19 protein-coding genes are annotated in these 24,408 nt (G+C 65.4%); 2 read left to right on the top strand and 17 right to left on the bottom strand.

The genetic code is table 11. The annotated features are described in order from the left end of the window. Positions 1-63 precede the first annotated feature (63 nt). The 15 genes from ftsA to coq7 form a co-directional block, all read right to left on the bottom strand. Positions 64-1,296 (bottom strand): cell division protein FtsA, encoded by a 1,233-nt coding sequence (gene ftsA / locus LDO54_RS11060; protein ID WP_065060424.1) that lies wholly within the window; start codon positions 1,294-1,296, stop codon positions 64-66. 27 nt (positions 1,297-1,323) lie between these two features. Beyond that, positions 1,324-2,079, bottom strand: a complete 756-nt coding sequence (locus LDO54_RS11055) for a cell division protein FtsQ/DivIB (protein ID WP_224010169.1) — start codon at positions 2,077-2,079, stop codon at positions 1,324-1,326. A 60-nt stretch (positions 2,080-2,139) separates the two neighbouring features. Continuing rightward, entirely contained in the window at positions 2,140-3,102 is a 963-nt protein-coding gene (locus LDO54_RS11050) for a D-alanine--D-alanine ligase (protein WP_224010168.1), read from the bottom strand. 5 nt (positions 3,103-3,107) lie between these two features. Continuing rightward, the gene (gene murC, locus LDO54_RS11045; protein WP_224010166.1) at positions 3,108-4,502 is read right to left on the bottom strand and encodes a UDP-N-acetylmuramate--L-alanine ligase; all 1,395 of its coding nucleotides are present in this window, start codon (positions 4,500-4,502) and stop codon (positions 3,108-3,110) included. Then, positions 4,499-5,602 carry an undecaprenyldiphospho-muramoylpentapeptide beta-N-acetylglucosaminyltransferase gene (gene murG / locus LDO54_RS11040; protein WP_224010164.1) on the bottom strand — a complete coding sequence of 368 codons (1,104 nt, stop codon included), beginning with the start codon at positions 5,600-5,602 and terminating at the stop codon, positions 4,499-4,501. Before murG ends, murC begins: the two co-directional genes overlap by 4 nt. Beyond that, positions 5,599-6,858: a putative lipid II flippase FtsW gene (gene ftsW, locus LDO54_RS11035; RefSeq protein ID WP_224010162.1), complete on the bottom strand. Its 1,260-nt coding sequence runs from the start codon at positions 6,856-6,858 to the stop codon at positions 5,599-5,601. The genes murG and ftsW overlap by 4 nt, the downstream gene beginning before the upstream one ends. Further along, positions 6,855-8,384, bottom strand: a complete 1,530-nt coding sequence (gene murD / locus LDO54_RS11030) for a UDP-N-acetylmuramoyl-L-alanine--D-glutamate ligase (RefSeq protein ID WP_224010160.1) — start codon at positions 8,382-8,384, stop codon at positions 6,855-6,857. The genes ftsW and murD overlap by 4 nt, the downstream gene beginning before the upstream one ends. Positions 8,385-8,445: 61 nt before the next feature. Beyond that, positions 8,446-9,615 carry a phospho-N-acetylmuramoyl-pentapeptide-transferase gene (gene mraY / locus LDO54_RS11025; protein WP_065060430.1) on the bottom strand — a complete coding sequence of 390 codons (1,170 nt, stop codon included), beginning with the start codon at positions 9,613-9,615 and terminating at the stop codon, positions 8,446-8,448. A gap of 20 nt (positions 9,616-9,635) precedes the next feature. Then, a complete protein-coding gene (locus LDO54_RS11020) occupies positions 9,636-11,060 on the bottom strand; it encodes a UDP-N-acetylmuramoyl-tripeptide--D-alanyl-D-alanine ligase (protein ID WP_224010158.1) in 1,425 nt (474 codons plus the stop codon). Then, positions 11,057-12,622: a UDP-N-acetylmuramoyl-L-alanyl-D-glutamate--2,6-diaminopimelate ligase gene (locus LDO54_RS11015; protein ID WP_224010156.1), complete on the bottom strand. Its 1,566-nt coding sequence runs from the start codon at positions 12,620-12,622 to the stop codon at positions 11,057-11,059. Before LDO54_RS11015 ends, LDO54_RS11020 begins: the two co-directional genes overlap by 4 nt. Continuing rightward, on the bottom strand, positions 12,619-14,508 hold the full coding sequence (locus tag LDO54_RS11010; RefSeq protein ID WP_224010155.1) for a peptidoglycan D,D-transpeptidase FtsI family protein: 1,890 nt from the start codon (positions 14,506-14,508) through the stop codon (positions 12,619-12,621). The genes LDO54_RS11015 and LDO54_RS11010 overlap by 4 nt, the downstream gene beginning before the upstream one ends. Continuing rightward, positions 14,505-14,861: a cell division protein FtsL gene (gene ftsL, locus LDO54_RS11005; protein WP_224010153.1), complete on the bottom strand. Its 357-nt coding sequence runs from the start codon at positions 14,859-14,861 to the stop codon at positions 14,505-14,507. Before ftsL ends, LDO54_RS11010 begins: the two co-directional genes overlap by 4 nt. Then, positions 14,858-15,811, bottom strand: coding sequence for a 16S rRNA (cytosine(1402)-N(4))-methyltransferase RsmH (gene rsmH, locus LDO54_RS11000; protein WP_224010150.1), 954 nt, complete (start codon positions 15,809-15,811; stop codon positions 14,858-14,860). The genes ftsL and rsmH overlap by 4 nt, the downstream gene beginning before the upstream one ends. A 17-nt stretch (positions 15,812-15,828) precedes the next feature. Continuing rightward, positions 15,829-16,257 carry a division/cell wall cluster transcriptional repressor MraZ gene (mraZ, locus tag LDO54_RS10995; protein WP_224010148.1) on the bottom strand — a complete coding sequence of 143 codons (429 nt, stop codon included), beginning with the start codon at positions 16,255-16,257 and terminating at the stop codon, positions 15,829-15,831. A 389-nt stretch (positions 16,258-16,646) separates the two neighbouring features. Beyond that, positions 16,647-17,369 (bottom strand): 2-polyprenyl-3-methyl-6-methoxy-1,4-benzoquinone monooxygenase, encoded by a 723-nt coding sequence (coq7, locus tag LDO54_RS10990; protein WP_224010146.1) that lies wholly within the window; start codon positions 17,367-17,369, stop codon positions 16,647-16,649. A gap of 378 nt (positions 17,370-17,747) precedes the next feature. Here coq7 and LDO54_RS10985 point away from each other — a divergent pair, with 378 nt between their 5' ends. Next, entirely contained in the window at positions 17,748-18,950 is a 1,203-nt protein-coding gene (locus LDO54_RS10985) for a porin (RefSeq protein ID WP_224010144.1), read from the top strand. Between the two features lie 121 nt (positions 18,951-19,071). Here LDO54_RS10985 and LDO54_RS10980 read toward each other — a convergent pair whose 3' ends face one another. Both LDO54_RS10980 and LDO54_RS10975 read right to left on the bottom strand, forming a co-directional pair. Next, on the bottom strand, positions 19,072-20,748 hold the full coding sequence (locus tag LDO54_RS10980; RefSeq protein WP_224010142.1) for a long-chain fatty acid--CoA ligase: 1,677 nt from the start codon (positions 20,746-20,748) through the stop codon (positions 19,072-19,074). Between the two features lie 124 nt (positions 20,749-20,872). Beyond that, positions 20,873-22,951, bottom strand: a complete 2,079-nt coding sequence (locus LDO54_RS10975; RefSeq protein ID WP_224010140.1) for a molybdopterin-containing oxidoreductase family protein — start codon at positions 22,949-22,951, stop codon at positions 20,873-20,875. 169 nt (positions 22,952-23,120) lie between these two features. Here LDO54_RS10975 and LDO54_RS10970 point away from each other — a divergent pair, with 169 nt between their 5' ends. Continuing rightward, entirely contained in the window at positions 23,121-24,314 is a 1,194-nt protein-coding gene (locus tag LDO54_RS10970) for a M20 aminoacylase family protein (RefSeq protein WP_224010138.1), read from the top strand. Positions 24,315-24,408: the final 94 nt, after the last annotated feature.

Below are 24,408 nucleotides of genomic sequence, written 5' to 3'. Positions count from 1 at the left end.
GCTACTCGGTCTCTGCTTTAACCCTTGCTGCTGCGTTACCTGCTTCAACCTGTCGGCGCGGTATCAGAAGTTGCCGAGAAACCAGTCCTTCATACGCGTGAAGACCTGGCCCATCGATCCCGACTGCACCGCTACCTTGCGGCCGCGCATACGCTGCGCGCGGCCTTCCGCCAGCAGACCCATCGCCGTCGAATAGCGCGGATTGCGCACGACGTCGGCGAGACCGCCCGCGTACTCCGGCACGCCAATGCGCACCGGCTTCAAAAAGATGTCTTCGCCCAGCTCGACCATGCCCGGCATCATCGCCGCGCCGCCCGTGAGGACCACGCCCGAGCTCAGCAGTTCTTCGTAACCCGACTCGCGCACGACCTGCTGCACGAGCGAGAACAGTTCTTCGACGCGCGGCTCGATCACGGCCGCCAGCGCCTGGCGCGACAGCGTGCGCGGACCGCGCTCGCCCAGCCCCGGCACTTCGATCATCTCGTCCGGGTCGGCGAGCGCCTGCTTCGCGATGCCGTAGCTCACCTTGATGTCTTCCGCGTCCGGCGTGGGCGTGCGCAGCGCCATGGCGATGTCGCTCGTCACCTGGTCGCCTGCGATCGGAATCACCGCCGTGTGACGGATCGCGCCTTCGCTGAAGATCGCGATGTCGGTCGTGCCGCCGCCCACGTCAACCAGCACCACGCCGAGTTCCTTCTCGTCGTCGGTGAGCACCGCCAGCGACGACGCCAGCGGTTGCAGGATCAGGTCGTTCACTTCGAGACCGCAACGGCGCACGCACTTCACGATGTTCTGCGCCGCGCTCACCGCGCCGGTGACGATATGCACCTTCACTTCGAGGCGGATGCCGCTCATGCCGATCGGCTCGCGCACATCTTCCTGACCGTCGATGATGAATTCCTGCGTGAGGATATGCAGCACCTGTTGATCGGTCGGGATGTTGATCGCCTTCGCGGTTTCGATCACGCGCGCAACGTCTGTCTGCGTGACTTCCTTCTCCTTGATGGCGACCATGCCGCTCGAGTTGAAGCTGCGGATATGGCTGCCTGCGATGCCGGTGAACACATTAGTGATCTTGCAGTCGGCCATGAGTTCCGCTTCTTCGAGCGCACGCTGGATAGACTGCACCGTGGCCTCGATGTTCACCACCACGCCCTTCTTGAGACCTTTCGATTCGCTCTGGCCGAGGCCGATCACCTCGTAGTGGCCTTCGCCCTTCAATTCGGCGACGACGGCCACCACCTTCGACGTCCCGATGTCGAGGCTGACCAGCAGATCCTTATAGTCTTTACTCATATCGTGCTCGTTGCGTGTGATGTGCTGTTACTTCTTGCCGGGGCCCGGCGTGTCGTTGATGAACCGCATACCGGCGGCCCGAATCGCGAAACCGTTCGGATAGCGCAAGTCCGCATACTCGATATCTTTCCCCCAGCGTTGCGTGACCGCTGACCACGCGGCGATGAGGCGATGCGAGCGCTCGCCGAGCGTGTCGGCGTTGCGCTCGCGGCCAAGCTCCACTTCCGTGCCGTTCGACAGCTTCACCGTCCACGCGTAGCGCGACGACAGCGTCACTTCGTCGGGCTCGAGGCCAAGCGGCGCGAACCACTTCTGCAGATCGCGATAGCGCGCGACCACTTCGGGCGCGGTGCCATCGGGACCGTCGAACGCGGGCAGGTCTTCGTCGAGTTCGCCCTGGTTCGCCGTGAACAGTTCGCCGTCGGTGCTCACGAGCTGATCGCTGCCCCACGTGCCGAGCGGCTTGTACTCTTCGAGCGACACCGCCAGCGCATTCGGCCAGACGCGGCGCACGCTCGCATGGCGCACCCACGGCATCTGCTCGAACGCGGCGCGCGCCGTATCGAGATCGACGGTGAAGAAGTTGCCCTTCAGACGGCCGACCACACTCGCACGCACCGTGGGCGAGTTGATGTGCTCGGTGTCGCCCTCGATGCGGATCTCGCGCAGCGCGAAGTTCGGACGCTGCACGAGCCAGTAGCAGCCAGCCGCCAGAAGCGCGAGCGCGAGCAGCGCGTGCAACGCGTTGGCGGCAAGGTTGAGCTGGCGTACGTTATTCCACATGTCGAGATTGTCGATTCAATGCGCGGACAGCAATTCGTCGGTCAGAGATTAATTAAGGGTTCAATCTTTCAGCGTGAGCGCCAGCACGCGCACCACGAGTTCGGGATACTCGATGCCCACCGAGCGCGCGGCCTTCGGCGGCAGCGAGTGATCGGTCATGCCGGGCGCCGTGTTCACTTCCAGGAAATACGGGTTGCCTGCGCGGTCCATCATGAAATCGGCGCGGCCCCAGTCGGTGCAGCCGAGCACGTCGAACGCGCGGCGCGCGAGCTTCTTCAGTTCCGCTTCCTTCTCCGGCGCGACGCCGCACGGGATCAGATACTGCGTCGTGTCGAGGATGTACTTCGCGTCGTAGTCGTAGAACTCGCCAGCCGGCACGATCTTGATGATCGGCAGATCGAGGTCGCCCGCGATGCACGCGGTGTACTCGCCGCCGCCTTCGATGCTCTTCTCCACCAGCACGATCTTGTCGTGCTTCGCGGCTTCTTCGAGCGCGGGCACCAGTTCGGCGACCTGCTTCACCTTGATGACGGCCACGCTCGAGCCTTCGCTCGCGGGCTTCACGAACAGCGGCAGACCGAGCTTCGCGACGATCTGCGGCGCGCGCGCCGCGAAGTCGTCGCCGCGCAGCACGGCTTCGAACGCCGGCGTGGGAATGCCCAGTTGCTGCCACACGAGCTTGCTGCGGAATTTGTCGAGGCCGAGCGCCGAACCGAGCACGCCCGTGCCCGTGTAGCGGATGCCGTAGAAGTCGAGCGCGCCCTGGATCTGGCCGTTCTCGCCGTAGCCGCCATGCAGCGCGTTGAACGCGCGCACGAAGCCTTCTTCCTTGAGCGCCGACAGCGGACGCTCGGACGGATCGAACGCGTGCGCGTCGATGCCCGCGCTCAGCAGCGCCTGCAGCACGAGCGAGCCCGACTTGAGCGAGACTTCGCGCTCGGCGGACACGCCGCCCAGCAGCACGGCCACCTTGCCGAACTGCTTCGGGTCGAACTTCTCGGATTGGATTTCGATACTGCTCATGTCGCTCACGCCTTTTGTTCCTGTTGCGCGATCCGGCCCGGCACACCGCCGATCGAACCCGCGCCCATCGTAATCACCACATCGCCGTCGCGGACCACCGCGGCCAGCGCGTCCGGCATCTCATCCACCGTTTCGATAAACACCGGCTCGACCTTGCCCGCCACGCGGATCGCGCGCGCGAGCGCACGGCCGTCGGCCGCGACGATCGGCGCTTCGCCCGCCGCGTAGACGTCGGTGAGCACGAGCGCGTCGGTCGTCGACAGCACGCGCACGAAGTCTTCGAAGCAATCGCGCGTGCGCGTGTAGCGGTGCGGCTGGAACGCCAGCACGAGACGGCGGCCCGGAAACGCGCCGCGCGCGGCCGCAATTGTCGCCGCCATTTCGACCGGATGGTGACCGTAATCGTCGATCAACGTGTAAGTACCGCCGCCGTTGACGGGAATTTCGCCGTAACGCTGAAAACGGCGGCCCACGCCGTTGAATTCGGCCAGCGCGCTCTGGATGAATTCGTCCTTCACTTCGAGCTCGGTCGCGATCGCGATGGCCGCGAGCGCGTTCTGCACGTTGTGATCGCCCGGCAGGTTCAGCACGATGTCGAGCGACGGCGCATCTTCGCGCATCGCCGTGAAATACATTTTTCCGTCGCGCGGAACCACGTTCACGGCACGCACCTGCGCGTCCGGCGCGAAGCCGTAACGGATGATCGGCTTCGACACGAACGGCAGGATTTCCTTCACGTTCGGGTCGTCGACGCACAGCACCGCGATGCCGTAGAACGGCAGGCGATGCGTGAATTCGATGAACGCCTGCTTCAGGCGCGCGAAGTCGTGCCCGTAGGTGTCCATGTGATCGGCGTCGATGTTCGTGATGACTTCGATCACCGGGAAGAGATTCAGGAACGAGGCGTCCGACTCGTCGGCTTCCGCGACGATGAAGTCGCCCGTGCCCAGACGCGCGTTCGCGCCCGCGCTGTTCAGGCGGCCGCCGATCACGAAGGTCGGATCGAGCCCGCCCGCCGCCAGCACGCTCGCGACCAGCGACGTGGTGGTGGTCTTGCCGTGCGTGCCCGCGATCGCGATGCCCTGCTTCAGGCGCATGAGTTCCGCGAGCATAACGGCGCGCGGCACGATGGGAATGCGGCGATGGCGCGCGGCCAGCACTTCGGGGTTGTCGCTGCGCACGGCCGTGGACACGACCACGGCGTTCGCGCCTTCGATGTTCGCTGCGTCGTGGCCGATCGCGATGCGCGCGCCGAGCGCGGCGAGGCGGTCGGTGACCGCGTTCTTCGCGAGGTCCGAGCCGCTCACGTGATAGCCGAGGTTCACGAGCACTTCGGCGATGCCGCTCATGCCCGCGCCGCCGATGCCGACGAAATGGATGTGTTTGACGATGTGTTTCATTGCTTTCCTCCCGCGCTTACGCCCGCCACGGCCGCGCAGATGCGCGCGACCTGATCGGCGGCGTCGGGTTTCGCGAGCGCGCGTGCGCGCTCTGCCATTTCCGCCAGCGAGTCTCTGGTTTGTTGCTTGAGCCAATCTGCGAGCGCCTCTGCCGAGAGCTCGCGCTGCTGCACCACGCGCGCCGCGCCCTGCTCCGCGAGGAACGCCGCGTTGGTGGTTTGATGGTCGTCGACCGCGTAGGGGAACGGCACGAACAGCGCCGCCACGCCCACCGCCGCGATCTCGGCCACGGTCATCGCGCCCGAACGGCAGATCACGAGATCCGCCTGCTCATAGGCGCTCGCCATGTCGTCGATGAACGGTACGAGCTGCGCCGCTTCGCCCGGTTCGATACCGGCGTCGCGATAGTTCTGGCGCAGCGCGTCGATATGCTTCGCGCCCGCCTGATGCACGACCTGCGGACGCTCGCCCGGCGCGAGCATCGACAGCGCGCGCGGCACGACTTCGTTGAGCGCCGCAGCACCAAGGCTGCCGCCCACGACGAGCACGCGCAGCGGACCGCTGCGCTGCGCGTAACGGTCCTTCGGCTGCACCACGTGTTCGAGTTCCTCGCGGATCGGATTGCCGGTCCACTCGGCGTGCGGCAGCGCGCCGGGGAACGCCACGAGCACGCGCTTCGCAAGTTTCGCGAGCACCTTGTTCGCGAGACCCGCGATCGAGTTCTGTTCGTGCAGCACGAGCGGACGGCCCGACAGTGCGCTCATCACGCCCGCCGGGAACGTGATGTAGCCGCCCATGCCGAGCACGACATCCGGCTTCACGCGGCGCAGCGCCGCGAGACTTTGCGTGCAGGCGCGCAGCAGGTTCAGCGGCAGCATCAGCTTGGTCTTGATGCCCTTGCCGCGCACGCCGCCGAAACGCACGTATTCCATCGCGATGCCGTGCTTCGGCACGAGCGTCGCTTCCATGCCTGCGGGATTGCCGAGCCACACCACGCGCCAGCCCCACTGCTCCATGCGATGCGCGACGGCGAGCCCCGGGAACACGTGTCCCCCGGTGCCGCCGGCCATCACCATGAGCGTGCGCGTTGCAGCGGTCATACCTTGCCTCCGCGCATCAGCACACGATTTTCATAGTCGACGCGCAGCAGCAGCGCCACCGCGATGCAGTTCAGCAAGATGCCCGAGCCGCCGTAGCTCACGAGCGGCAGCGTGAGACCCTTGGTCGGCAGCAAGCCGAGATTCACGCCCATGTTGATGAAGGCCTGCGCGCCGAACCACACGCCCAGACCCTTCGCGACCAGACCCGCGAACGTGCGGTCGAGCGCGAGCGCCTGGCGGCCGATCTCGAACGAGCGGCGCACGATCCAATAGAACAGCAGGATCACGACCAGCACGCCGACGAAACCGAGTTCCTCGCCGATCACGGCGAGAATGAAGTCGGTGTGCGCTTCGGGCAGATAGTTGAGCTTTTCGACGCTGCCGCCGAGACCCACGCCGAACCATTCGCCACGGCCGAACGCGATCAGCGAGTGCGTGAGCTGATACGCCTTGCCCTGCGCGTAGCGGTCGTCCCACGGATCGAGGTAGGCGAAGATCCGCTCGCGACGCCACGGCGACGCCCACACGAGCAGCGTGAAGGTGCCGACCGCCGTGGCCACGAGGCCGCCGAACAGCTTGCCGTTCACTCCGCCGAGAAACAGCACGCCCATCGCAATCGCGGCGATCACCATGAACGCGCCCATGTCGGGTTCGAGCAGCAGCAGCGCGCCCACCACGCCCACCGCGAACGCCATCGGCAAGAAGCCCTTGGCGAAGCTGTGCATGTATTCCTGCTTGCGCACCGTGTAGTTCGCGGCGTAGACCGTGACCGCGAGCTTCATGATTTCCGACGGCTGCATATTGGTGATGCCGAGCGGAATCCAGCGGCGCGCGCCGTTCACGCCCTTGCCGATGTGCGGAATCAGCACGACGACGAGCATCGCCAGCGAGATCAGAAAGAGCTTGGGCGCGTAGCGCTCCCAGACGGAAACCGGAATGCGGAACGCCACCAGCGCCGCGATCGTGGCGATCGTGAGCGACACGATATGGCGCACGAGGAAGGCCCAGTCGCGGTACGCGGCGTACTTCGGCGAATCGGGCATGGCGATCGAGGCCGAATAGACCATCACCACGCCCAGACCGAGCAGCGCGATCACGGCCCACAGCAGCGAATGATCGTAGTCGAGCATGCGCGAGCGCGCCGGACGCACGCCGTTGACGACGCTCGACAAACCGCTCGTGCGTGCGCCGCTGTCTGACGCGCCGCCGCTCGCCTCGCGCGACAGACGCGCGCCGAATCGTTCGGACCAGCTCATATCATCGTCCCCCGTTCAGCGGCGATTTCTTCCACGGTGTCGTGGAACACGGCCGCGCGATGGGCGTAGCCCTTGAACATGTCGAAGCTCGCGCAGGCCGGCGACAACAGCACGACGTCGCCCGGTTCGGCGAGCGCAGTGGCCGCACGCGCGGCCTCTTCGAGCGTGGCGTGGTCGCTCAGCGCGACGCCGGTGTTTTCCAGCGCGGCGCGAATCTTGGGTGCGTCGCGGCCGATCAGCATGACCGCGCGGCACCAGCGCTCCACGGGCGCGGCCAGCGGGTCGAAGTCCTGGCCCTTGCCGTCGCCGCCCGCGATCAGCACCGCGCGCTGCGCGAGGCCGTCGAGCGCCGCGACCGTCGCGCCGACGTTGGTGCCCTTGCTGTCGTCGACGAAATCGATGCCGTCGATCGAAGCGATCAGTTCGACGCGATGCGGCTCGCCGCGATACTCGCGCAGACCGTGCAGCAGGCGCGCGGGCGCGAGATCGATCGCGCGGGCGAGCGCAAACGCCGCGAGCGCGTTCGCCGCGTTATGCAGGCCGCGGATGCGCAGCGCGTCGGCGGGCATCAGGCGCTTCATCGCGAGATTCACGGGCGCCGCTTCCTGCTGCTTGCGGCGGCGCGGCGAAACCGGTTCGTCGCTCGCGTCGAGGTCGTGCGCCTGCACGAGCCAGAGCATGCCGTTCTCGCGCTGCACGCCGAGGTCGCCCGCGCGCTGCGGCTCGTTCACGCCGAAGGTCACGACCTTCGCCTCGCCGGCATTCGCCACGTTCGCGAGCGACATCACGCGCGCGTCCTCGCGGTTCAGTACGCGCGTGGTCTGCGCGCCGAAAATGCGGCCCTTCGCGGCCGCGTAGGCGTCGAGCCCGCCGTGCCAGTCGAGGTGGTCCTGCGTGATGTTGAGGATCGCGGCCGCGTCGGGCGCAAACGTATGCGCGGTCTCCAGCTGGAAGCTCGACAGTTCGAGCACCCAGACGTCGGGCAGCGCCGTGTTGTCGATCGCCTCGGTGAGCTTGTCGAGCATCGCCGGGCTGATGTTGCCCGCCACCGCGACGGTCTTGCCCGCGCGCTCGCAGAGCAGGCCCGTGAGGCTCGTGGTGGTGGTCTTGCCGTTCGTGCCGGTGATCGCCAGCACCTTCGGGTTGTAGCCGTTTTCGCCGAGATGGCGCAGCGCCTGGGCGAACAGTTCGAGCTCGCCCCAGACTTCGATACCGCGTTCGCGCGCGGCGGCGATCAGCGGCACGAGGTCTTCGGCCAGCGGCGAGAGTCCGGGGCTGATGGCGACCAGCTCCACGCCGTCGAGCAGCGCGGGCGTGAACGGGCCGCCGACGAAGTCGGTCTCCAGATTGCGCGCGGCGAGTTCGGGCGCGAGCGTGGCGAGCCCCGGCGGCGTTTCGCGCGTGTCGGCGATGCGCAGGCGGCAACCATGCCGCACGCACCAGCGCGCCATCGCGAGACCCGATTCGCCAAGTCCCAGCACGAGCACCATCGGCTTTTGCCGATCCCGAAACTTCTCGCCAAACATCGCTTGCTTTCCTAAGTAACCAACCAGATGACCAAAGAGTGTTGCGTCCTGCTGCTGCCGATCAGCGCAGCTTGAGCGTCGACAGACCGATCAGGCACAGCATCAGCGTAATGACCCAGAAACGCACGACAACCTGTGTCTCTTTCCAGCCCGACAGCTCGAAATGGTGATGCAGTGGCGCCATCTTGAAGATGCGGCGGCCTTCGCCATAACGCTTTTTCGTGTACTTGAACCAGGTGACCTGCAACATCACGGAGAGCGTTTCCGCGACGAAGATGCCGCCCATGATGAACAGCACGATTTCCTGACGCACGATCACGGCGACCGTGCCGAGCGCGCCGCCGAGCGCGAGCGCGCCGACGTCGCCCATGAACACCTGCGCGGGATACGTGTTGAACCAGAGGAATGCGAGCCCTGCTCCGCCCATCGCCGAGCAGAAGATCAGCAGTTCGCCCGCGCCCGCAATGTGCGGGAACAGCAGGTATTTCGAGTAGACCGAGCTGCCCATCACGTAGGCGAACACGCCGAGCGACGCGCCCACGAGCACGACCGGCATGATCACGAGGCCGTCGAGGCCGTCGGTGAGATTGACGGCGTTACTCGCGCCGACGATCACGAAGTACGTGAGCGCGATGAAGCCCCACACGCCGAGCGGATAGCTGATCGACTTGAGGAACGGCAGCAGCAGGTCGGCGCGTGCGGGCAGGCCCATCGAAAGGCCGCTGCGCACCCACGCCATGAAGAGGTCGAACACGCGCACGTTGCTCGCTTCGGACACGCTGAACGCGAGATACACCGCCGCGAACAGGCCGATCACCGACTGCCAGAAATACTTCTCGCGCGAGGACATGCCGCGCGGGTCCTTGTAGACGACCTTGCGATAGTCGTCGACCCAGCCGATCGCGCCGAAGCCGAACGTCACGAGCATCACGATCCAGATGAAGCGGTTCGTGAGGTCGCCCCACAGCAGCGTGGACACCGCAATGCCGATGAGGATCAGCACGCCGCCCATGGTGGGCGTGCCCGACTTCACGAGGTGAGTCTGCGGGCCGTCCTTGCGCACCGCCTGACCGACCTTCATGGCCGTGAGCTTGCGGATCACGTACGGGCCGAAGAACAAACCAATACCCATTGCGGTGATGGTCGCCATCACCGCACGGAACGTCAGATAACTGAACACGCGCAAGAAGCTTGCGTCATTCTGCAGCCATTGCGCCAGCGCCAGTAGCATGCCTTGTATTCCTTCGTATTTCAGTGCGCGCCGGACGCTGCGTCCGGTGCAGGGGTTTGCGGATTCGTGAGTGCGGCCACCACGCGCTCCATCTGCATGAAGCGCGAGCCTTTCACGAGGATCGTGGCGCCCGGGCCGTAGCCCGCGCCCACGAGTGCGCTCACGAGCGCGTTCGCGTCGGCGGCGTGCAGCGCGCCTGCGCCGAATGCCGCCGTGATGTCGCGCGCCGCGTCGCCGAGCGTGTAGAGCGCGTCGATGCCGCGCTCTTTCGCGTAAGCGCCCACCTCGCGGTGAAACGCCGGGCCGTCGTCGCCGACTTCGCCCATGTCGCCGAGCACCAGCACGCGCGGCGCGGCCTGCGCCGCCAGCACGTCGATGGCCGCGCGCACGGAATCGGGATTCGCGTTGTAGGTGTCGTCGATCACGACGGCGCCCGCGAGATTGCCCGCGACGTGACCCGCCGCGCGCTTGACCTGCAGACGGCCCTTCACGGGCTCGAACGCTTCGAGGCCGCGCCGGATCGCGTCGAACGACACGCCAGACGCGAGCGCCGCCGCTGTGGCCGCGAGCGCGTTGTGCGCGTTGTGCGCGCCGAGCACCTGCAATTCGACTTCGAGATGACCGTCGGGCGTGGCGATAGCGAGACGCGACGCGCTCACCAGCTTGCCTGTGACCGCGGCATCGACCGCGCGTTCATCGGTATGCAGTGCGAAATCGAGAATCTTCGAGCCCGTAGCCGCCACGCGCCAGATGCCTGCGTAAGCGTCGTCGGCGGGAAACACGGCCGTGCCTTCGGGCTTGAGCGCGTGAATCACGCTCGCGTGTTCGAGCGCGACGGCTTCCACCGTCGCCATGAATTCCTGGTGCTCGCGCTGCGCGTTGTTCACCACGGCGACGGTCGGCTCCGCGAACTTCGCGAGCAGCTCGGTTTCACCCGGATGATTCATGCCCAGCTCGACCACCGCCAGCTTGTGCGAGGCGTTCAGGCGCAGCAGCGTGAGCGGCACGCCAATGTCGTTGTTCAGATTGCCCGCGGTCGCCAGACGCGCCTCGGCGCCAACCGCCGCCGCGAAGATCGACGCGATCATTTCCTTGACCGTGGTCTTGCCGTTGCTGCCCGTGACCGCGACGAGCGGCAGCGTGAAGCGACGACGCCAGCCGAGCGCGAGCGCGCCCAGCGCCGTGCGCGTGTCGTCCACGCGCAGCGCCGGAATGCGCCAGTCGCCGGGGCTGCGCGAGACGAGCGCCGCGCTCACGTGACGGCCCGCCACTTCGGGCAGGAAGTCGTGCGCGTCGAAGCGGTCGCCCTTGAGCGCCACGAAAAGGTCGCCGGGACCGGTCGTGCGGCTGTCGGTCGAGATGCGCGCAAACGTGGCGTTCTCGTCGCCGAGCACACTCGCGCCGGGAATCAGCGCTGCCGCTTCGCGCAGGGAAAGCATTGTCATTCACCACCTCCGCGCCCATGCCGATCGGAAGTCGGACGGGCTGCGAGCGCAAGGCGCGCGTGGTCCTGGTCGGAGAACGCGCGCTTCTTGCCCATGATTTCCTGAGTTGCCTCGTGCCCCTTGCCGGCCAGCACGATGACGTCTTCCTTCGCCGCGCCGCGCACCGCTTGCAGGATCGCGCTCGCGCGGTCCTCGATGCGGCGCGCCTTCGCGGCCTCGCGCATGCCGCCGACGATCTGGTCGATGATCGCCGTGGGCGATTCGCTGCGCGGGTTGTCGCTCGTCACCACCACCTGATCGGCGAGACGCTCGGCGATCGCGCCCATCAGCGGACGCTTGGTGGCGTCGCGGTCGCCGCCGCAGCCGAACATGCAGACGAGCTGGCCGCCGCGCGCCGCTGCGATCGGGCGCAGCGCGTCGAGCGTTTTTTCGAGCGCGTCGGGCGTGTGCGCGTAGTCGATCACCACGAGCGGTTCGTCGTGATCGGTGCGTCCGCCGAGGCGTTCCATGCGGCCGTTCACCGGCTGCAGCTTCGTGATTTCGTTGAGCGCCGCGATGAGCGGCACGTTCGCCGCCAGCAGCGCGCCGAGCACGCCGAGCAGATTGCTGACGTTGAAGAGACCGAGCGTCTGCACTTCGACGTTGGCCTCGCCCCAGTCGGACGTTTCCAGATGGAACGCGGTGCCCGTGGCGGTCGCGCGCACGTTCGTGGCGCGCAGCCAGGCGTCGGCGACCGGCGCATCGGCGGCGGGCGTTTCCACGCCGTACGCGATCGTGCGCGCCGCGCCGCGCGTGGCGGCGATCAGGCGGCGGCCCGCCGCGTCGTCGGCGTTGATGACGGCCGCGCGCAGACCCGGCCACGCGAACAGACGCGCCTTCGCGGCTTCGTACGCCTCGAAGGTGTGGTGATAATCGAGATGATCCTGCGTGAGATTCGTGAACACGGCGACGTCGAACGACGTGCCGTTCACGCGGCCCTGATGCAGCGCGTGCGACGACACTTCCATCGCGACGGCCTTCGCACCCGACTGTTGCAGTTGCGCGAGCGAGCGCTGCAATTGCGGCGCGTCGGGCGTCGTGAAACCGGTATGCACGAGCTGGCCGACGAAGCCGCTGCCGAGCGTGCCGACGATCGCGCACTTCTGGCCGATGGCCGTGAGCGCCGAAGCGATCCACTGGCTGCACGAGGTCTTGCCGTTGGTGCCGGTCACGCCGACCACGAGCATGGCGTCGCTCGGATCGCCGTACCAGCCGCTCGCGATCTCGCCCGCGAGCGCGTCGAGCTGCGGCACGGCGAGCGCGTTCGGCGCCTGCGAAAAATCGAACGCGCCGGCATAGCCTTCCGGCTGATAGACGACCGCCGCCGCGCCGCGCGCGAGCGCGTTTTCGACGTGCGAGCGGTTGTCCGCGCCTTCGACGGCGTAGGCGAGGAACACGTCGCCCGGCTGGAGCGAACGCGTGTCGGCGTGCAGATTGGCAGCGGGCGCGACGCGCGCACGCAGCCAGGCGAGCGCGTCCGCGATCTGCCGGTGCGCGGGATGCTGATTGCGCGTGGCGCTCATCGGACGACTCCGGGACGGTTTTTCGCGTTGTCGGCGACAGTCATGTGATGCGCGCCGACAGGGGTTTTCATGGCAGGCGCCGCACTCGCGACGCGCTTCGTGGGACCGGCGGGCGCGTTCGAGGCGGCCGGCGCGGAGGCGCTATCATCCGAGACCACGAGCTGCTTGACCGGCATATCCGGCGGGACGTTGAGCGAGCGCAAGGTGTCGCCGACGATGCCCGAGAACACCGGACCCGACACCGCGCCGCCGAAGTGGCTGCCCGCCGTCGGCTCGTCGACCGTGACCGCCACCACGATGCGCGGATTCGGCATCGGCGCCATGCCGACGAACGACGCGCGGTACTTCGAGTGGTCGTAGCCGTGCGGGCCGTGCTTGTACGCCGTGCCGGACTTGCCGCCCACGCGATAGCCGGGCACCGCTGCGTCCGGCGAGGTGCCGTCTTTCGACACGACGCTTTCGAGCATCGTGCGCACTTCGCGCGCGGTGGTGGGCGCGAACACCTGGGTGCCGACCACGGGCTGATCGTCGCCCGGATGGCGGAAGATCGTCACGGGCAGGATCTGGCCGTCGTGCGCGATGGCCGTGTAGGCGCGCGCGAGCTGGAACAGCGACACCGACAGACCATAGCCGTAGGACATGGTCGCCTGCTCGATGCGGCGCCAGCTTTTCCACGGACGCAGGCGGCCAGGCGCCGCGCCGGGGAACCCGACCTTCGGCGCTTGCCCGAGACCGATGCTGGTGTACATGTTCCACATTTCTTCGGGCCGCAGCGTCATCGCGATCTTGGTCGCGCCGATGTTCGACGACTTCTGGATCACGCCGCCCACCGTCAAAACGCCGAAACCGGCGTCGTCCGTGATGGTCGCGCCGTCGAGCGTGAAGTGGCCCGCGCCCGTATCCACCAGTGTAGTCGGCGAGACGCGGTGCAAATCGAGGGCCAGCGACACCGTGAACGGCTTCATGATCGAGCCCGGCTCGAACACGTCGGTGAGAATGCGGTTGCGCAGCTGCTCGCCCGTGAGGTGCGAGCGGTCGTTCGGGTTGTACGTGGGGTAATTGACGAGCGCGAGCACTTCGCCCGTGCGCACGTCCACCACCATCGCCGCGCCGGCCTTGGCCTTGAACTTCTCCACCGCCGCCTTCAGGTTCGAATAGGCGATGAACTGGATCTTGCTGTCGATCGACAGTTCGACGTCCGTGCCATCGTGGGGCACGACCGTTTCGTCGACGTCTTCGACGATATGGCCCATGCGGTCCTTGATGACGTGACGAATGCCGGGCATGCCGGCAAGAATTTTCTGATCGCTAAGCTCGACGCCTTCCTGCCCTTCGTCTTCCACATTGGTGAAGCCGATCAAGTGGGCCGTGACGTCGCCTTCCGGGTAGAAACGTTTGTATTCGTTGCGCTGATAGATGCCGGGGATGTCGAGCGCCGTGACCTGCTGCGCGACGTCGAGCGGCACCTGACGCTTCACGTAGACGAAGGTCTTGTCTTCCGAGAGCTTCTTGCGCAGTTCCTGCTGCGTCATGCCGAGCAGCTTGCCGAGCTGGGCGAGCTTGTCGGCGCCGAGGTCGTCGGGCACGGCTTCGGGAATCGCCCAGATCGCGCGCACGGGCAGGCTCGTGGCGAGCACGAGGCCATTGCGGTCGAGAATCTTGCCGCGCGTGGCGGGCAGTTCGATGGTGCGCTGATAGCGGCTTTCGCCCTGCTTCTGATAGAAGGCGTTGCCCGGACCCTGGATCCAGAACGCGCGCGCGGCGAGCGCGACGAACGCCATGAACAGCATGAAGACGACGAGCTTCGAGCGCCACATCGGCAGGCGCACGGAGAGAATGGGATTCGCGGTGAAGGCGACGCTCTTGCGGCTGTTGCCCTTTTTCATCGCGCGCCTCCGCGGCGGTTGGCGGCCGCAGCCGCACCCTGCGCCGGCGCGGACGTCGGCACGGGCGCGTCCACAGCGGTGGCCGCGCCCGGTGCGAGCGTCAGGTATTGCGTGCGTCCGGTCGTCACGGGCTGCATCTTGAGCGAATCGGTAGCGATCTGTTCGACGCGCGACGTTCTGGACAGCGCGCTCTGCTGATACTGAAGTTGTGCGTAGTCCTGCTGGAGCTGACGCTCCTGCGACTGCGCGCGTTGCAACTGAATGAAGATCTGACGCTGCTGATTGGTGGCGTTGACGACCGACAACGCGCAACCCGTGACGACGATCAGCAGGAAGATGTTCAGGCGGTTCATGGCGTGACGCGCTCCGCGATGCGCATCACGGCCGAGCGGGAACGCGGGTTCGCGGCGACTTCCTCGTCGCTCGCGAACACGCGGCCGAGCAGCTTCAACGGCGGGCTGGGCAGGTCGACGGCGCGGATCGGCAAGCGGCGATCGATCGCGGGCGCGGTGGCGTGCGCCTGCATGAACCGCTTCACGATTCGGTCTTCCAGCGAATGGAAGCTGATGACCACGAGCCGCCCTCCCTGCTCCAGCAACGACAGCGCTGCTTCTAGAACGACCTGCAGCTCCGCAAGCTCTTGATTGACGTGAATCCGTATAGCTTGAAAGGTGCGGGTTGCCGGGTCCTTACCCTTCTCACGGGTTTTGACGGCGTTAGCCACGATTTGGGCAAGCTCGCCCGTGCTGTCGAGAGGCCCGAGACGGTCGGACTCTGCCCGGCGAGCAACAAGCGCCTTTGCAATCTGAAAAGCAAACCGTTCTTCCCCATAATCTCGAATCACCTCCGTCAGTTCCTGCAACGTGGCCCGCGCGAGCCAGTCAGCGGCAGACTCGCCGCGCGTCGGGTCCATCCGCATGTCGAGCGGGCCATTGGCGCGGAAACTGAAACCGCGCTCCGGGTCGTCGATTTGCGGCGACGACACGCCCAGGTCCAGCAAAATCCCCGACACACGCCCTACCCCGCGCTCCGCCATCGCGTCGCGCAGTGAAGCAAAACTCTCGTGCACGATCGAGAACCGCGCGTCGCCCACCTGTTCGGCAGTGGCGATCGCCAGCGGGTCTTTGTCGAACGCGATCAGGCGCCCGGCTTCGGAAAGCCGGCCGAGAACCGCGCGACTGTGCCCGCCGCGACCGAACGTGCCGTCCACATAGACGCCGTCCGCGCGCGTCACGAGCGCATCGACCGCTTCATCGAGCAGCACCGTGCGATGCTGCAATCCTTGTCCCATCGCAGATGCCATAGCGTTTTAAACCGCGATCAGAACGTGAAATTCTTCAAGGCGTCGGGCATGCCTTGGGCCATGGCCGCCTGTTCCTTGGCGGCGTAGGTTTGCGCATCCCACAACTCAAAATGACTACCCATGCCAAGCAGCATGACTTCCTTTTCCATACCTGCTGCGAGACGTAATTCGGGAGAGACGAGCACGCGGCCCGCGCTGTCGAGGTCGACGTCGGACGCATTACCGAGAAAAATACGACGCCACCAGTGAGCGTCCATCGGCAATCCGGCGACTTTGGCGCGGAAGACTTCCCATTCGGGGCGCGGAAATAGCAACAGGCAGCCGTCCGGGTGCTTGGTGATCGTCACCCGGCCTTCTGCCTGTTGTTGCAGCGCGTCCCGATAGCGAGACGGAATCGACATCCGTCCTTTCGCATCGAGTGTCAGCGCCGACGCCCCCTGGAACAATTTGCTCCCCCTCGCGCGGCGCCGATCGCCGCCCGTCTAAATCTCAGGAAATTTACCCGAATACGTATCTGGAATCACACAAAAATACACTTTCTCACACTGTCTCCCACTTTAGAGGAAGGCCCCACGAGGGTCAAGGTGGCTGGCGCGTTTTTTGACGAAATTTATCCGCTAGAACAAGGACTTAGCGGTACTTGTTCAAGTCAGGCGCAAAGCCAAAAACCGTTATGAATGAATGAGCTAACGCAGGTTGTGAAGGTGATACGTGAAATACGCGGTGAAAATCCAGGTGGTGCGGGGAGTTGGCGGGAATTAAAGCCGAGGGCGTAAAGCGCTAAAGGGGCGGAAATCGCGCGGACCGGTGTCTCCCACCCGCCCGCGCAAAAAGACTAGATATAGTAGGCCGTGCGCGTCATGACTTTCGATGCGGCGCGCATCAGCGAGCGCATCGGCAACGGCAGTTCGATGCCGCCGAGGTCGGTGGCCGAGCGGGCGTGCGCGATTTCGTCGATGCGCATCTGCTCGACGATGGCACGCGATTCGAGATCGGCGGGCGGCAAGGCGTCGAGGTGGCTGTCCAGGTGATGCTCGACCTGGCGCTCGGTTTCGGCCATGAAGCCGAGGCTGATCTTGTCGCCCAGACGGCCCGCCGCAAAACCGATCGCGAGCGCGCCCGCATACCAGAGCGGATTGAGCAGGCTCGGACGCGAATCGAGCGCTTCGAGGCGGCGCGCGGTCCAGGCGAGGTGATCTTCCTCTTCCTGCGCGGCGTGGTCGAAGGCGGCCTTCAGCGACGGCGAGCGCGTGGCGATCTTCTGCGCCTGATAGAGCGCCTGCGCGCACACCTCGCCGACGTGGTTCACGCGCATGAGGCCCGCGGCATGCGAGCGCTCGGCGGCCGTGAGTTCGGTCGGCGCGACGGGGACGACCGGCACGCCGGCGACTTCGGATTCGTCGCCGGCTGCGTGCGCGACGTCTTGCGCGGCCGTGCCGGAGTTTGCGGCAGCGAGGGACGCGGCCGAAGGCTGGGGAATCGGCCGCGACATGCGCGACACGCCAGTAATCGAGCGCAGGCCACGATCGAATTCGGTAATCAACTCGTCAAGCGTCATCCAACCTTCCTCCTTGCGCGCCACAGAATGCACGAAAACACGAACCAGTTGATCGGCGACATGGCGCGAAACGCCCAAAAAACGCCTCTCGCATAAGCCGACCGACCGGCCGTTATAAAGCCCTACAGGAACTCGCGCAGCGCCGTCAATCGGGGGCTGCGCCGATACCCGGCGCATATTCTAAGCCATGTTGTGTAAACGAAACAGGTACTTAGAAGCGTCCCGGCTTTTCCTTTGTCACCCATATCCCTTTTGTTACATTAGCCCCAACTTCTCGCGAAGTTAGACAGCAAGGCCCCAGCAAGACAAATCGCACTACATAAGAATCGGCCTTGTAAAAAGACGCATAAAAGATTCATAAATACTGGAGATCATTCAATGAAGAAGTCGCTTCTCGCGCTGGCTGCGCTGGGCGCGTTCGCGGGTGTTGCTCACGCACAGAGCAGCGTCACGCTGTACGGCATCATCGACGAAGGTTTCAACCTCAACACGAACTCGGGTGGCAAGCACCTGTACAACCTCTCGAGCGGCGTGTTGCAAGGCAGCCGTTTCGGCCTGCGCGGCGCTGAAGATCTCGGCGGCGGCCTGAAGGCGGTCTTCGTGCTCGAAAACGGTTTCGACGTGAACAACGGCAAGCTCGGTCAAGGTGGCCTGATGTTCGGCCGTCAAGCCTACGTCGGCCTGAGCAACTCGCAGTTCGGCACGGTCACGCTGGGCCGTCAGTACGACTCCGTCGTCGACTATGTCGGTCCGCTCGAAGCGGGCGACCAGTGGGGCGGCTACATCGCCGCTCACCCGGGCGACATCGACAACTTCAACAACGCGTACCGCACCAACAACACGATCAAGTTCACCAGCACGAACTACTCGGGTCTGACCTTCGGCGGCACGTACAGCTTCGGCGGTACGGCGGGCGACTTCACGCACAACCAGATCTGGTCGCTGGGCGCCGGCTACAACAACGGCCCGCTGTCCCTCGGCGTCGGCTATTTGAACGCACGCACGCCGGCAGCTTCGGGCGGCCTGTTCAACAACGGCGGCACGATCGCCGCGAACACCGGCGCCGCGGCGTCGGGCTACGCCGTGACCTCGGCGGTCTACTCGGGCTTCGCTTCGGCCAACACGTACCAGGTCGTCGGTGCGGGCGGTGCGTACACGTTCGGCGCGGCCACCTTCGGCCTGACGTATTCGAACATCCGCTTCGCGAACCTCGGCTCGTCGTACACCAACGCGGCCATCAACGCGTACCGCGGCCAGTCGGCGACGTTCAACAACGTCGAAGCGAACTTCAAGTACCAGCTCACGCCGGCTCTGCTGGTGGGCGCAGCGTACGACTACACGCGCGGCGCGTCGATCAACGGCGCATCGCGTGCCCAGTATCATCAGGGCGCGGTCGGCGTCGACTACTTCCTGTCGAAGCGCACCGACGTCTACCTGATCGGCGTGTACCAGCACGCGCTGGGCGAGACGCTGAACTACGCAGGTCAGACCGTCGACGCGACGGCCAACATCAACGGCCTGACGGGTTCGTCGAACCAGAACCAGTTCACGGCCCGCGTCGGTATCCGTCACAAGTTCTAAGAGGAAAAGCCGTAGTAGTCTCGAAGGCGCCTCCGGGCGCCTTTTTTCTTTTGGCGCGCGAGCCAAAAGAAAAAGGCCCGCCGTTTCGGGCAGGCCTTTGTCACGACAAAGTCTCGACGAATTACACGCGCGCGTCCCGCAGTTCGCGGCGCAGGATCTTGCCGACGTTACTCTTCGGCAGATCGGTGCGGAACTCGATCAGCTTCGGACGCTTGTAGCCCGTGAGCTGCGTCTTGCAGTAATCGAACACCTCCTTGTCGGTGAGTGCCGGGTCCTTCTTCACGATATAGAGCTTCACCGCCTCGCCCGAGTGCTGATCGGGCACGCCCACGGCCGCCACTTCGAACACGCCCGGCAGCTTCGCGACCACGTCCTCGACTTCGTTCGGATAGACGTTGAAGCCCGAGACCAGAATCATGTCCTTCTTGCGGTCGACAAGCTTGATATAGCCGCGCGTGTTCATCACGCCGACGTCGCCCGACTTGAAGAAGCCGTCGGCCGTCATGACCTTCGCGGTTTCTTCGGGACGCTGCCAGTAGCCCGCCATCACCTGCGGCCCGCGAATGCAGATCTCGCCCGCCTCGCCGATCGGCAGTTCGTTGCCGTCGTCGTCGCGAATCGAGATTTCCGTGGACGGCAGCGGCAGCCCGATCGTGCCCGTGTACTCGGTGGCCGTGGTCGGATTGCAGGTCACGCTCGGCGATGTTTCGGACAACCCATAACCTTCGACGATCGGCGTCTGCGTGCGCTCGTACCAGCGCTTCGCCACCGCTTCCTGCACGGCCATGCCGCCGCCGTTCGCGACCAGCAGATGCGAGAAGTCGAGCTTGTCGAAATCGGGATGATTGAGGATCGCGTTATAGAGCGTGTTGACCGCCGGGAACGTCGTGATCGCGTAGCCGTGCAGTTCCTTGATCATGCCCGCGATGTCGCGCGGATTCGGAATCAGGATCGCGAGGCCGCCCGTGCGCATCGTCAGCAGACCGCAGACGGTCAGCGCGAACACGTGATAAAGCGGCAGCGCCGCGACCGTCACCGGCTGCGCGCCCGCGGGCAGGCGCGAGAGCGCGGGCTCGGTCCACGCGGCCGATTGCAGCACGTTGGCGATGAGGTTGCGATGCAGCAGCGTCGCGCCCTTCGACACACCGGTCGTGCCGCCCGTGTACTGGAGGAACGCGATGTCGTCGGGCTTCTGCTCGACGGGCTTGAAGGTCTGACGCGCGCCGGCCGCGAGCGCGGCGTTGAACGGCACGTGGCCCGGCAGGCTCCACTCGGGCACCATCTTCTTCACGTTGCGCACGACGAAGTTGACGATGAAGCCCTTCGCCGCGCCGAGCAGATCGCCCATCGACGCCACCACGACGTGCTTCACGCGCGTTTGCGCGATCACGGCCTGGAGCGTGTTGGCGAAGTTCTCGAGGATGATGATTGCTTCGGCGCCGCTGTCCTTGAGCTGATGCTCGAGTTCGCGCGGCGTGTAGAGCGGATTGACGTTCACGACCACGTAGCCCGCGCGCAGGATCGCGGCGAGCGCGACCGGATACTGCAGCACGTTGGGCATCATGATGGCGATGCGCGCGCCGGGCGCGATGCCGCGCGACTGGAACCAGGCGGCGAGCCGCTTCGACAGCTCGTCGAGCTGCCCGTAGGTGATGGCCTTGCCCATGCAGGCGAACGCGGGCTTCGCACGGTTCGCGTTGAAACTCTCCGCGAGCAGCGCCGTGATGGACGCGTATTGGCTCGCGTCGATCTCGGCGGGCACGCCCGGCGGGTACGATTTCAGCCAGACCTTTTCCATGCGGCGTCTCCTCCTCTATATTTTCGAATGGTCGTGCTAAAAAATGGATCGTAGCACGGAGACCGTGTTTTTCTTACGGGAATCAGCGAGTTAGAAAGTGCACTCGAACCCTGCCGGCCAGGGTTTACGCGCGTTCGACTTCGACGAGGCAGTCGTAGAACGTCGCCGAATTGCCGAGGTCGGTGAGCGCCTGGCTCGTCACCTCGTTGGCGTTGCGGCCGTCGGGCGCGAGCTTCTTCCACCAGATCGACAGACCAACCACGAGACCTTCGCGCGCGCGTTCGGACACGCGTGCGCGCGCCTGCATCGAACCGCGATCGTTGAAGACGCGGATCTGATCGCCATCGGCGATATTGCGCAGACCGGCGTCGGCGGGATTGAGATCGACGTGCGGTTCGCCTTCGGTCGCGCGCAGACTTTCGACGTTCACGAACGTGCTGTTGAGGAAGTTGCGCGCGGGCGGCGAGATCATCGCCAACGGATAACGCGCCGCGAGTTCCGGCGCGCCGTCGGCCGATTCGTGCGGCGGCAGATAGTCAGGCAGCGGATCGAGGCCGGCTTGCGCGAGCGCCTCGCTATAGAACTCGCATTTGCCCGTGGGCGTGCGGAAACCGCCGTTCGCGAACGGCGCGTCGGCGATATCGAGCTTGATCCACGCGTTCTGCTTGAGCGTGTCCCAGGTCGCGCCGTCGAAGGCCGGATCGCGCCAGTCGAAGGCGCGCGACGCCACCTCTTCGTCGCTCTCGAACAGCGCGGGCTCGGTCAGGCCCATCGCGCGCGCGATCGAGCGGAAGATTTCCGTGTTCGGGCGGGCGTCGCCCACCGGCGCAATCGCGGGCAGATTCGCCATCACGTGCGTGTGGCCGTAGGACTTGTGGACGTCGAGGTGTTCGAGCTGCGTGGTCGCGGGCAGCAGCAGATCGGCGTAATCCGCGGTATCGGTCTGGAACTGTTCGAGCACGATCGTGAACAGATCCTCGCGCGCGAAACCGGCCGCGACCTTCGCGGAGTCCGGCGCAACAGCGACCGGATTCGAGTTATAGACGACCACCGCTTCGATCTTCGGACCGAATGCGGCGTCGCCCGGGTGCGTGAGCGCGTCGCCGATCTGGTTCATGTTGACGATGCGCGGCTGATGCTTCGGCCAACCAGGGATCAGGTCGGGACGCTGGAGCGCGTTCGCATCGACCGGCGCCCAACCCGACGACGACAGCAGCACGCCGCCCGCGCGCTCGCGCCACGCACCGGTGAGCGCGGGCAGACAAGCGATCGCGCGCACCGCATTGCCGCCGCCGCGCACCCGTTGCAGGCCGTAGTTCATGCGGATCGCCACCTTGCGCGTCGATGCATAGAGACGCGCGAGATCGACAATCGTCTGTTCCTCGATGCCGCAAATCTGCGCGACGCGCGCGGGCGTATAGGCCAGCGCGCGCGCCTTCAGTTGCTCGTAGCCATGCGTGTGCGCGGCGATGTAGTCGTGATCGAGGCGGTCTTCGGTGATCAGCACGTGCATCATGCCGAGCGCGAGCGCGCCATCGGTGCCGGGCTTCAGCGCGATGTGCTGATGGCACTTTTCGGCGGTGAGCGAGCGGTACGGATCGATCGCGATCAGCTTCGCGCCGTTGCGCTTCGCTTCCTGCGCGCGGGTCCAGAAATGCAGATTCGACGCGATCGGATTCGCGCCCCAGATCAGGATGACTTCGCTTTCGGCAAAATGCTCGGTGAGCATGCCGAGGCTCGAACCGTACGTGTAGCGCAGGCCCGCCGCGCCCGCCGCCGCGCAAATCGCGCGATCGAGCCGCGATGCGCCGAGCTTGTGAAAGAAGCGTTGCGCGATGCTGTCGCCTTGCACGAGCCCCATCGTTCCTGCGTAGCTGTACGGCAGGATGGCCTCGGGCGCACGCTGCGCGATCTCGCCGAGGCGCGCCGCCGCGATGGCGCTCGCCTCGTCCCAGCTGATCGGCTCGAAACGCCCCTCGCCCTTGGCGCCGACACGCTTCATCGGCTGCGTCAGACGCTTCGGATGGTGCACGCGCTCGGCATAGCGCGTGACCTTCGTGCACAGCACGCCTTGCGTCGGCGCGTGATCGGGATCGCCGCTCACCTTGATCGCCTTGCCGTTCTCGACGGTTACGCGCATCGCGCAGGTGTCGGGACAGTCGTGGGGACAGACTGCGCGGGCAAATTCGGCTCGGGCGTTCATGAAAAATTCCGTGGGTGCAACGAGGTGTCGAGACTGCGATTTTATTATGCGCGGCGCGTCCAACTGCGGCGCGCCGGGTACGGAAACGCGAAAAAAACGCTTCGGCGTAGAATGGTTCGTCTAGACCCGGCCCTGGTGCCGGGCGCCCACTTTTCGAGCACTACCCGCCATGAAACTGATCCCGGAAATCCAGGCCGCCCAAGGCGAAATCCAGGGCCTACGACGAACGATCCACGCCCATCCTGAATTGCGCTACGAAGAAAGCCAGACCGCCGATCTCGTGGCGTCGAAACTGGCCGAATGGGGCATCGACGTGCATCGGGGTTTGGGCAAAACGGGCGTGGTCGGCGTGCTCAAGCGCGGCAACGGCACACGCGCGATCGGCCTGCGCGCCGATATGGACGCGTTGCCGATTCAGGAGCTCAACACCTTCGATCATCGCTCGCGCAACGACGGCAAGATGCACGCGTGCGGCCATGACGGACATACGGCGATGCTGCTCGGCGCCGCTCAATATTTCGCCCAGCACGGCGAATTCGACGGCACTATCGTCTTTATTTTTCAGCCTGCCGAAGAAGGCGGCGCGGGCGCGAAAGCGATGATCGACGATGGTCTTTTCACGCGCTTTCCCGTCGATGCCGTGTTCGGCATTCATAACTGGCCCGGTATGCCTGCTGGTTTCTTCGGCGTGACCGAAGGACCGATCATGGCATCGAGCAACGAATTTCGCATCGAAATCAAAGGCGTAGGCTCGCACGCCGCCCTGCCGCACAACGGACGCGATCCGGTGTTCACCGCGGTGCAGATCGCCAACGGCCTGCAAAGCGTCATCACGCGCAACAAGAAGCCGCTCGATACCGCCGTGCTGTCGATCACGCAGATTCATGCCGGCGATGCCGTGAACGTGGTGCCGAATACGGCGTGGATCGCCGGCACGGTGCGCACGTTCACGACGGAAACGCTCGATCTGATCGAGTCGCGGCTGCGCAAGATCGCCGAAAGCACAGCCGATGCGTACGAGTGCTCGGTCGATATCACGTTCCATCGCAACTATCCGCCGACAGTGAACAGCAGCGCGGAAACGCAATTCGCCGCCGACGTGATGCGCGAGGTGGTGGGCGCGGACCGCGTCGACGCGAACGTGGAACCGACCATGGGCGCCGAGGACTTCTCGTTCATGCTGCTGGAAAAGCCGGGCTGCTACGCGTTTCTCGGCAACGGCGACGGCGGCCATCGCGAGTCTGGACATGGCGCCGGCCCGTGCATGCTGCACAACGCGAGTTATGACTTCAACGACCAGTTGCTGCCGGTCGGATCGTCGTACTGGGTGCAGTTAGCGACGAAATTTATCGCGCAGAAGTGAGCGATGAGGTGAGGTGTCAGCGTGTAAAGCAAAAAGCCGCCTTGGTGGGCGGCTTTTTTGTTTTTGCTTTCTGTATTCACACGCCCAAACGCCA

Origin of the sequence: Paraburkholderia tropica, assembly GCF_914484835.1 — a bacterium.
Lineage (GTDB): Bacteria > Pseudomonadota > Gammaproteobacteria > Burkholderiales > Burkholderiaceae > Paraburkholderia > Paraburkholderia tropica_A.
This window is presented reverse-complemented; position numbering and strand designations above follow the sequence as displayed.

What these genes read in the sequence shown, in the direction of transcription:
- LDO54_RS11010 (WP_224010155.1), bottom strand. Translation starts at nt 14,508, where the DNA reads ATGAAAAAGGGCAACAGCCGCAAGAGCGTCGCCTTCACCGCGAATCCC.
- LDO54_RS10980 (WP_224010142.1), bottom strand. Translation starts at nt 20,748, where the DNA reads ATGGAAAAGGTCTGGCTGAAATCGTACCCGCCGGGCGTGCCCGCCGAG.
- mraY (WP_065060430.1), bottom strand. Translation starts at nt 9,615, where the DNA reads ATGCTACTGGCGCTGGCGCAATGGCTGCAGAATGACGCAAGCTTCTTG.
- murG (WP_224010164.1), bottom strand. Translation starts at nt 5,602, where the DNA reads ATGACCGCTGCAACGCGCACGCTCATGGTGATGGCCGGCGGCACCGGG.
- ftsA (WP_065060424.1), bottom strand. Translation starts at nt 1,296, where the DNA reads ATGAGTAAAGACTATAAGGATCTGCTGGTCAGCCTCGACATCGGGACG.
- ftsL (WP_224010153.1), bottom strand. Translation starts at nt 14,861, where the DNA reads ATGAACCGCCTGAACATCTTCCTGCTGATCGTCGTCACGGGTTGCGCG.
- LDO54_RS10970 (WP_224010138.1), top strand. Translation starts at nt 23,121, where the DNA reads ATGAAACTGATCCCGGAAATCCAGGCCGCCCAAGGCGAAATCCAGGGC.
- murD (WP_224010160.1), bottom strand. Translation starts at nt 8,384, where the DNA reads ATGTTTGGCGAGAAGTTTCGGGATCGGCAAAAGCCGATGGTGCTCGTG.
- coq7 (WP_224010146.1), bottom strand. Translation starts at nt 17,369, where the DNA reads ATGACGCTTGACGAGTTGATTACCGAATTCGATCGTGGCCTGCGCTCG.
- rsmH (WP_224010150.1), bottom strand. Translation starts at nt 15,811, where the DNA reads ATGGCATCTGCGATGGGACAAGGATTGCAGCATCGCACGGTGCTGCTC.
- LDO54_RS11050 (WP_224010168.1), bottom strand. Translation starts at nt 3,102, where the DNA reads ATGAGCAGTATCGAAATCCAATCCGAGAAGTTCGACCCGAAGCAGTTC.
- LDO54_RS10975 (WP_224010140.1), bottom strand. Translation starts at nt 22,951, where the DNA reads ATGAACGCCCGAGCCGAATTTGCCCGCGCAGTCTGTCCCCACGACTGT.
- LDO54_RS10985 (WP_224010144.1), top strand. Translation starts at nt 17,748, where the DNA reads ATGAAGAAGTCGCTTCTCGCGCTGGCTGCGCTGGGCGCGTTCGCGGGT.
- LDO54_RS11020 (WP_224010158.1), bottom strand. Translation starts at nt 11,060, where the DNA reads ATGACAATGCTTTCCCTGCGCGAAGCGGCAGCGCTGATTCCCGGCGCG.
- murC (WP_224010166.1), bottom strand. Translation starts at nt 4,502, where the DNA reads ATGAAACACATCGTCAAACACATCCATTTCGTCGGCATCGGCGGCGCG.
- LDO54_RS11015 (WP_224010156.1), bottom strand. Translation starts at nt 12,622, where the DNA reads ATGAGCGCCACGCGCAATCAGCATCCCGCGCACCGGCAGATCGCGGAC.
- ftsW (WP_224010162.1), bottom strand. Translation starts at nt 6,858, where the DNA reads ATGAGCTGGTCCGAACGATTCGGCGCGCGTCTGTCGCGCGAGGCGAGC.
- LDO54_RS11055 (WP_224010169.1), bottom strand. Translation starts at nt 2,079, where the DNA reads ATGTGGAATAACGTACGCCAGCTCAACCTTGCCGCCAACGCGTTGCAC.